The organism is Occallatibacter sp. (genome assembly GCF_049802275.1).
Taxonomy (GTDB): domain Bacteria; phylum Acidobacteriota; class Terriglobia; order Terriglobales; family Acidobacteriaceae; genus Telmatobacter.
In genome coordinates, this window is the sequence record NZ_JBARMD010000190.1 from 1 (window position 1) to 7,984 (window position 7,984).

Genomic DNA, 7,984 nt, shown 5'->3' on the forward strand with positions numbered 1-7,984 from the left:
AACTTCATGCTTCACTACAACTTCCCGCCGTTCTCTGTTGGTGAAACAGGACGTATGACGGGCACGGGTCGTCGTGAGATCGGCCACGGTGCACTGGCGGAGCGCGCTATCTCTGCGGTTCTGCCGAGCGCGGATGAGTCGCCCTATAGCATCCGCATTGTGTCTGACATTCTCGAGTCCAACGGTTCTTCGTCGATGGCGTCAGTTTGCGGGGCGAGTCTTGCCTTGTACGACTCAGGCATTGCATTGAAGGGTTCAGTGGCCGGCGTGGCGATGGGCCTGGTGAAGGAAGGCGATGATTACGCCATCCTCACGGATATTGCCGGAGCAGAAGATCACTACGGCGATATGGACTTCAAAGTTGCCGGAACGCGGAAGGGAATTACCGCCCTTCAGATGGACATCAAGATCGGCGGTTTGACTCGCGAGATCCTGCAGCAGGCGATGGAGCAGGCGCGCCGTGGGCGCCTTTTCCTTTTGGATAAGATGGACGCCGTGCTTGACGGGCCTCGCACGGAGCGCTCAGCGTATGCACCGCGTATCGAGACCGTGATGATTCCGACGGACAAGATTCGCGACCTGATCGGCAAGGGCGGGGCAACTATCCGCGGCATCATCGAGCAGACTGGTGCGAAGATCGACGTGGACGACACAGGCAAGGTCAGCGTTGCCTCAAGCGATGCCGAGGGTCTGAAGAAGGCGCTCGAGATCATTGGCAACATCACGGCTGTGCCGGAGATTGGCAAGGTCTATCTCGGCAAGGTTGTTCGTCTCGCGGAGTTCGGCGCGTTTGTGGAGCTTTTCCCGGGCACTGACGGGTTGCTTCACATTTCGGAAATCGCAGAGCATCGCGTGAAGGAAGTAAAGGACGAGCTACGCGAGGGCGATCAGGTGATGGTGAAGGTTCTCGCCATTGAAGGCAATCGCATTAAGCTTAGCCGCAAGGCGCTCATCCGCGAGCAGAAGGCGAAGCTGGCGCAATCGGCTCCAGTTGCCGAAGCTCCGGAGCCGGTCGATGATGGTGGGGCGGAAGCAGCGCCAGCGGCACCGGCGCGTCCTCGCCATGAATTCGACGAACGTCAGCCGCGCACCAATCAGAGCACGATTCTGATTGAGGGCGGGGAAGACTTCGACGATGACGACGAAGAGGGCGAGGAGATCGACGAGGAGAACGAGCCAAACTTCAATCGCGCTGATGGCACCCCAGTGCCAGTTGGCCAGGTTGCAGGTGGAGCGCCCCGGCCAGCTGGAGCTGTCGGTGCAGGTGGTGCGAAGGACAACAATCGCCGTCGCCGTCGCCGTCGTGGTGGACGAGGTGGACAGGGTGGCGGTGGCGGCCGTTAATTCGGCTCGCTAGCCAAAGCACTCGCAGGACAAAATGCCCGAGCCTTATGGCTCGGGCATTTTTATGTTTCGATTCAAATAGCGATGCAGCTCATCTTCGACCGACCTGTAAGTACTGACAGTAGATTTGGCGATATATCGCCGATAGATTCAACACTTGAGAAGAGGGATCAATCTTTATGCAGTGCTCGAAGCGGGAGTTGTGTTGTCTGGGGATACTGGCATCATTGCTGGCTTTAGTGATGCCTCTTGTCGCGCAGGATACGCCGGTCAATCCGGAGGGGACACAGGTTGCGACGCAGGAGACGCCGGCCGCTGCGGCAAATTCTGATGCGCTCAGAAAAGCCGCGCAGAATCCAGTGGCAAGCCTCATCAGCGTTCCGATTCAAGACAACTTCAACACCGGGATCGAACCGGGATACCGCACGCAGAGCGTCTTGAACATTCAACCCGTAATTCCGCTGAAAGCCAGCGAGAACTGGAACCTGATCATACGATGGATTACTCCGATCATTTACCAGCCTCTTCCCGCGTACTCCCCCGCACCCCAGGTTGGCGTTTCCGGCCTGGGCGACATGCAGCCCACCTTCTTACTCTCTCCGAGCAAACCACACAAGTTGATTTGGGGTGCAGGTCCGATCTTTCAAATTCCGACTGCGACGAGCCAGTACACAGGACAGGGGAAGCTTGCTGTTGGACCGAATGTCGTCGCTCTGGCGATGCCCAGAAGTTTCGTGCTGGGCGTACTCGTCAACAACATCTGGTCGATCGCCGGTAGTGGCAGCCGTACAGACGTCAATCAGATGCTGCTGCAATACTTCATCAACTACAACATGAAAAAGGGCTGGTACCTGACCTCGCAACCGATCGTCACCGCTAACTGGAATGCAGCTAGCGGAAGTGTGTGGACTGTGCCGTTCGGCGGCGGCGTTGGAAGAATCATGAAACTGGGGTTTCAGCCGGTAAATATCAGTGTTCAGGCTTATGGCAACGCTGCATATCCTTCTCAAGGTTCGACCTGGGGGGTCCGGGCATCCTTCGCATTGCTGTTTCCCAAGCTGACGAAGGATCAGCAGAAGATGATGATGGAACAAAAACTGAAAGAACTGAATGAGACGCCACCACCACCGGCGCAGAAGAAGTAGCTGAGTGTTGCGGACGAGTGCGATGAGTACAGACCACTTCGCCGGAGAGAATGAGACAGGGAACGGAATTCTGGACACGACGATGTGGCGCAGCCAGCTGGCGCGAATGAGTGGTGTGTTGGATGAACGGCAGAATAAAGGGATGAAATAGAGTCTGAGCTAGAGCTTGGGCGCGTTTGCAATCATCTTGAAGCCTTCATTCTCTTTGCTGTGAAACTCCGGCAAGGGTTCCGACTTTACCGGGAGTCGTTCGGCGCTGGTTTCGCGCGAGACGTTTTTGTCGTCGTACATACGCAAGTCAGCGGCGATACAGAGGCCTTCAAGATCGGCTGCATCATCGGGGAACACGGCCACGCCAATGCTGGCTCCGACCTTCAACGTGTGTTGCCCCACTTGCAGCGGCTGGTCGAGCATTTCCATCAGCGAAGTCGCAACGAGCCTCGCATTGGAGCGATTGGTTGGCTCTTCGAGGATGAGCGAGAACTCGTCGCCACCAGTGCGCGCCACCGTATCGGAGCGGCGCACGCGGCTCTGGAAAATCGTGCTGACTCTCTGGAGCAGGAGATCGCCTGCGTGGTGCCCCAGGGTGTCGTTGACCTGCTTGAAGTGGTTGAGATCGATAACCAGCAGGGCAGCCTTTGATTCCATACGCCGGGCGCGCTCGAGCGAGATGGCCAGCCTGTCGAGGAACAGGCGGCGGTTGGGTAGCCCCGTCAATTCGTCGTGAAGCGCCAGGTATTTGTTGTGTTCGATCTGATCCTCAAGCAGGAGCAGAATCATGCCGACGGCTACTACGTATTTGGGAAGATTCCAGACCTCGCTCTCGATTTGCGGATGGGGCACAAACACGGTGGCGAGTGGTGACAAAACGAAAACGGCGGCCCAGCCGAGAAAGCCAGCGACCGTGATCAGAGAGCCCGCGCTTCCGCGTCCCCGGTAGCTGTACCAGACATGAAGGCAGCAACTAAAGTAGACCGTGAAAAGCACCGCGTTGGAAGCGAACATGGGTCCGGTGACGGGCCGGTTCTGCACGGCCAGCAGAAATACGGCGAGCACGCTGTAGATGCCGACGAGCAGCCAGCGCAGCAGGTGGGTGAAATCGCGCCGTGCGGTCAGGGCGATAGTCATGGGCGCCGCGCCGAAGAAAATGGCGGCAGAATTGAGGGCCCAAGCAGGCGTTCGATCAAATCCGATGAGGACGAGGTAGAGGACGTTCGTGGAGAGAACAGAGATCAACATCCAGCGGCTGGAACGTTCGGTGCGATAAGGAACCGAAGCCCACATAAAGAGCACACCCGCAGCGGCGAGAGACACCATTCCTATCTCGAGAGCGAGAAAGCCCCAGATGCCGGGCGCCTGCACGAAGATAAATGCGGCGAAGTGGAGCGCAATCAGAACCCAGCCGGTCAACCAGAGGCGCGAGGCCGTGGTTTGGCCACGTCGTGCCACGGACGCGAAAGCGCACGTAAGCACAGCAACCGCAGCCAGGTCTGGGAGCTTACTCCAATCCACAACGATTCCCTCGATTCGAAACCGCCCTTCCTCAGTTTAGTCGCGCTTTCATTTAGGATTCATGGTTATTACCCTTTTGTTGTATGACGCTGGGGGTTCAATTGAAACTTGCGTAACCTTGCGTTCGGGCGCAAACCATTGATCCTTTGGGTTACCGGATGGAATTTGAGTGAAGTGCATCACATTCCCTCCACTATGCTGAAAACGATGGCGACCAGCCTCTACATCGTCGTGGAAGGGGAAGACCCAGGTTTCGACATCTTCGTGAACGGCAATGCACTGGCCAGGAACGAAGATGCCCTGGAGCGACTGGCGGAAGCGCTACACGTTGCGCCCCTGTTGCAATTCTTCTCTGCCGATGAGAATTCGATGTGCCTGCTGCTAGACCAGGGCGCCGGTGATCCGGAATGGGCGCTCAATTTGCCCGAGCCGCAGTGGTTTGATCCAGTGGACGGACTTGCGACCATTCGTGCGCTGATTCGTTTTCTGGTGGAGGCGCCGGTTTCGTTTGGGTCTGAAACGATGCCGGTTCTCGGCGAGTTGCGGGAATACGAGCGCGTGTTGGAGAAGGCACGCATGCACAAGCTGCGGTGGCACCTGGCAGTTAGCTGGCGGTAGTGAATCTGGAACAAGGCCAGCACTCTGGATTACTTGTCAGGTCACTCGGGCCCGCGGGCTCCGTCGGGGTGTGATTTCCTGCCCACCAGGTCAATCTCGCCTGTCGTGACATGTGCATGCAATCGATATTCGCCGTCTGATGCAGTATTCGTGATGCTGCGGAAGAAGCCACCCTTGTCAGCGTTGTACATCGGCGCTCTCACTTCCCCGATTGCCACCGATGCATTGACGCTGCGGTAATTCCATTCGTGCGCAGAAGAGACCGTAATCTGGCCTGCATAGAGATCGATATCCTTGTCGCCCTTGATCTCCTCCACTTTCACCTCACCCGCAGGCATGTACACTCGCAGGTTCGTTTTCCACGGAACCTCGACTCTGACCTGAAGGTTATTGTCGTGCCTCACATGGCTCCCCTCGATTGTCAGTTTGCCACCGTCTGAGTTTGGAGAGAATTGAAGGAGGATGTGGGGAGCCGCGTCCTGGTTGTCGCCGCCGTGACACGTGATGTGGATCGTCTCTTGATCGGTTCCAACAATTTCGAGACCTGCTGGTCGCGAGTCGATTGTGAGAAGCGCGCTGGAGCGGAGCGGGGCTGTGAGCGTCTGATCACATGGGACTTTTGTCTCTGCGAGCCCGGCAAGATTACAGGCAAATAAGGCCGCGCCTGCGACGGCACAGACGAATCTCATGATGCTACCTACGTAATTGCGCGAGAATAGTTCCCGAAGCGGCAATTTGCAGGCGAATGGAAGGCATTGGTCTGAGGATCCAGAGAAGCAGATTCTTCGCTCACCACCCCCGAACCTACCCCAAAGAGCTATCGCTCTCTGGGGCCCCTGGTACGTTCGGGGCCCCGTTCTCTCAGAATGGCACTTCCGGTTTTAATCCGCGAACTGCCAGAGACTGGATCTGAATTCGTCGTTGGAAGTGGACTCAGCTGAAGACGTTGCCCATGCGACGGATCTGGGCGCCTACGCTTTCGAGCTTTTGTTCGATGCGTTCGTAGCCGCGGTCCATGTGGTAAACGCGATCGAGGATGGACTCGCCATCTGCGACGAGGGCTGCGAGAACAAGGGATGCGGACGCGCGGAGGTCAGAACACATCACAGCCGCGGCGGAAAGCGGTGCGGGACCGCGGACAGTGGCGGTGCGGCCGTCGACCTTGATGTTGGCGCCCATGCGGACGAGTTCCTGCACGTGCATGAAGCGGTTCTCGAAGATGTTTTCAGTTATCTGGCTGACGCCTTCGGCCTGGGTTGTAAGCGCCATATACTGCGCCTGCATGTCGGTGGGGAAACCGGGGTATTCTTCTGTGGAGATGTCGGCTGCGTGCAGCTTGCCGTCGCTGCGGACTCGAACGGAATCGGTGGTGAGGATCTCGACCTTTGTTCCGGCCTCTTCGAGCTTTGAGATGAGTGCGCCGAGATGCGCTGGGTTGCAGTCAGCTACGGTGAGGTCTCCGCCGGTGATCGCTCCGGCGATGAGGAAGGTTCCAGCTTCGATTCGGTCGGGATTGATACGGTAATGCGCGCCCTTGAGACTGGTGACGCCCTGCACGCGCATTGTGGATGTACCGGCGCCTTCAATCTTTGCGCCCATGGCGGTGAGGAGGGCGGCAAGATCGGCGACCTCGGGTTCGCGCGCGCAGTTCTCCATCAGGGTTTCACCCTCCGCAAGCACAGCCGCCATCAGGAGATCTTCCGTTCCAGTTACGGTTATTTTGTCGAACACGATGTGAGCGCCTTTAAGCTTCTCGGCGCGGGCTTCCAGGTAACCATGCTCCTGGACGATGGTGGCGCCCATTTTTTCAAGCCCTTTGATGTGCAGATCAATCGGGCGCCCACCGATTGCGCAGCCGCCGGGCATAGCCACGCGCGCCATTCCTGCGCGTGCGACCAGAGGCCCTAGCACCAGGGAACTGGCACGCATGGTTTTGACGATCTCGTATTTCGCCTCGGGGCTTGAGAGTGTGCGGAAGTTGATGCGCGTGCGGTGGTCAGCGGTGCCTGTGCCAAGCTCGACTTCTGCGCCCATGGCGACCAGAAGCTTGCGTTCTGTTTCAATGTCGCGCACCTGGGGAATGTTTTCGAGTGTGACTTCTTCTTCCGTGAGGATGGCAGCGGCCATGCAGGGGAGAGCGGAGTTCTTCGCGCCCGATATGCGTACCGTTCCTACAAGAGGATTTCCGCCGCGTATGACAAATTTATCCATGAAGTTGTGGGTTGCTCCGTGTGTTTTCAGTGTAATCGTGCGAGACGATGGAGCGGTTGGCGAAGGATATACTTGGCGTGACTTCAGCGTTGAGTTTTCGAGGGTCCGGAAAATGAATAGTACAACTGTGCGACCGGCAATGATAGTACTGGCGGCCGTCTTGATCTGTTTGGAAACGTTTGCATGCACGCCATTGCTGATTGGACAAGAGGCCTCACGTGATTCGGCGAATGCGGCACAGCCTATTCCTGCGATCGTGCAAAAGAACGGGCACTATGCGCTGATGGTGGATGGAGAACCGTACCTGATGCTGGGGGTGCAGGCGAATAACTCGAGCGCGTGGCCGGCGTATCTGGACAAGGTTTGGCCGGCGGCTGAAACGTTGCATGCGAACACGGTGGAACTGCCTGTCTATTGGGAGCAGTTGGAGCCGACGCAGGGCAAGTTCGACTTCAGTGTGGTTGATCTCGTCCTGAAGCAGGCAAGGGAGCATCATTTGAATCTTGTGCTGCTGTGGTTTGGCACATGGAAGAACGGCAGTTCGCATTACACGCCGGAGTGGATCAAACTCGACCAGGAGAAGTATCCATTTCTCAGGAATGAAAAGGGCGAGACCGTGGATTCTCCGTCGCCGTTTTCAGATGCGTTTCTGCAAGCGGACAAAAGCGCCTTCCGTGCCCTCATGCGGCATTTGAAACAGACTGATGCGCAGCGCACTGTGCTGATGGTGCAGGTGGAGAACGAGGCCGGGGTGTGGGGTGGGGTGCGGGATTACGGACCCGCGGCACAAAAGGCGTTCGCGGGGCCGGTTCCAGAAAAGCTGGTGAAGGGGCTGGGCAAACAGCCGGGATCGTGGAAAGCGGTCTTCGGCGACGATGCCGATGAGACCTTCGAAGCCTGGTATACGGCAGTCTTCATTGAGCAGATGGCTGCGGCGGGGAAGGCTGAGTATGGATTGCCGTTGTACGTGAACGCGGCACTGCGCGATCCGATGAATCCGGGCAGGGCACCGAGTTATGAATCCGGCGCGCCAACCGACAACAACATCGGTCTATGGAAGATTGCGGCGCCATCGATTGATGCGATTGCGCCTGACATCTACATGCCCGAGTACGCGAAATACTTGAAAGTGATTGGGCTATATGGGCAGAAGA

General features: G+C 57.5%; 7 protein-coding genes. 4 read left to right on the forward strand and 3 right to left on the reverse strand.

What is annotated here, in order from left to right:
* Both WA354_RS06345 and WA354_RS06350 read left to right on the forward strand, forming a co-directional pair.
* On the forward strand, positions 1 to 1,344 hold a 1,344-nt coding region (locus WA354_RS06345; protein ID WP_472812164.1), incomplete at its 5' end, for a polyribonucleotide nucleotidyltransferase.
* A 179-nt stretch (positions 1,345 to 1,523) separates the two neighbouring features.
* Positions 1,524 to 2,489, forward strand: coding sequence for a neuromedin U (locus WA354_RS06350; protein ID WP_472812165.1), 966 nt, complete (start codon positions 1,524 to 1,526; stop codon positions 2,487 to 2,489).
* Positions 2,490 to 2,648: 159 nt separating this feature from the next.
* On the opposite strand, the gene WA354_RS06355 is transcribed toward WA354_RS06350, so the two are convergent.
* On the reverse strand, positions 2,649 to 4,001 hold the full coding sequence (locus tag WA354_RS06355; protein ID WP_472812166.1) for a diguanylate cyclase domain-containing protein: 1,353 nt from the start codon (positions 3,999 to 4,001) through the stop codon (positions 2,649 to 2,651).
* A gap of 174 nt (positions 4,002 to 4,175) precedes the next feature.
* Here WA354_RS06355 and WA354_RS06360 point away from each other — a divergent pair, with 174 nt between their 5' ends.
* Positions 4,176 to 4,619, forward strand: a complete 444-nt coding sequence (locus tag WA354_RS06360) for a hypothetical protein (protein ID WP_472812170.1) — start codon at positions 4,176 to 4,178, stop codon at positions 4,617 to 4,619.
* Positions 4,620 to 4,660: 41 nt separating this feature from the next.
* Here the strand turns inward: WA354_RS06360 and WA354_RS06365 are convergent, their stop codons facing one another.
* Both WA354_RS06365 and murA read right to left on the reverse strand, forming a co-directional pair.
* Positions 4,661 to 5,308, reverse strand: coding sequence for a hypothetical protein (locus WA354_RS06365; protein ID WP_472812167.1), 648 nt, complete (start codon positions 5,306 to 5,308; stop codon positions 4,661 to 4,663).
* Positions 5,309 to 5,552: 244 nt separating this feature from the next.
* A complete protein-coding gene (gene murA, locus WA354_RS06370) occupies positions 5,553 to 6,830 on the reverse strand; it encodes a UDP-N-acetylglucosamine 1-carboxyvinyltransferase (RefSeq protein WP_472812168.1) in 1,278 nt (425 codons plus the stop codon).
* 112 nt (positions 6,831 to 6,942) lie between these two features.
* Here murA and WA354_RS06375 point away from each other — a divergent pair.
* On the forward strand, positions 6,943 to 7,984 hold a 1,042-nt coding region (locus tag WA354_RS06375), incomplete at its 3' end, for a beta-galactosidase (RefSeq protein WP_472812169.1).

Excerpts from the sequence above, each read along its gene's own strand:
- WA354_RS06365 (WP_472812167.1), bottom strand. The coding sequence starts at position 5,308 with ATGAGATTCGTCTGTGCCGTCGCAGGCGCGGCCTTATTTGCCTGTAAT.
- murA (WP_472812168.1), bottom strand. The coding sequence starts at position 6,830 with ATGGATAAATTTGTCATACGCGGCGGAAATCCTCTTGTAGGAACGGTA.
- WA354_RS06350 (WP_472812165.1), top strand. The coding sequence starts at position 1,524 with ATGCAGTGCTCGAAGCGGGAGTTGTGTTGTCTGGGGATACTGGCATCA.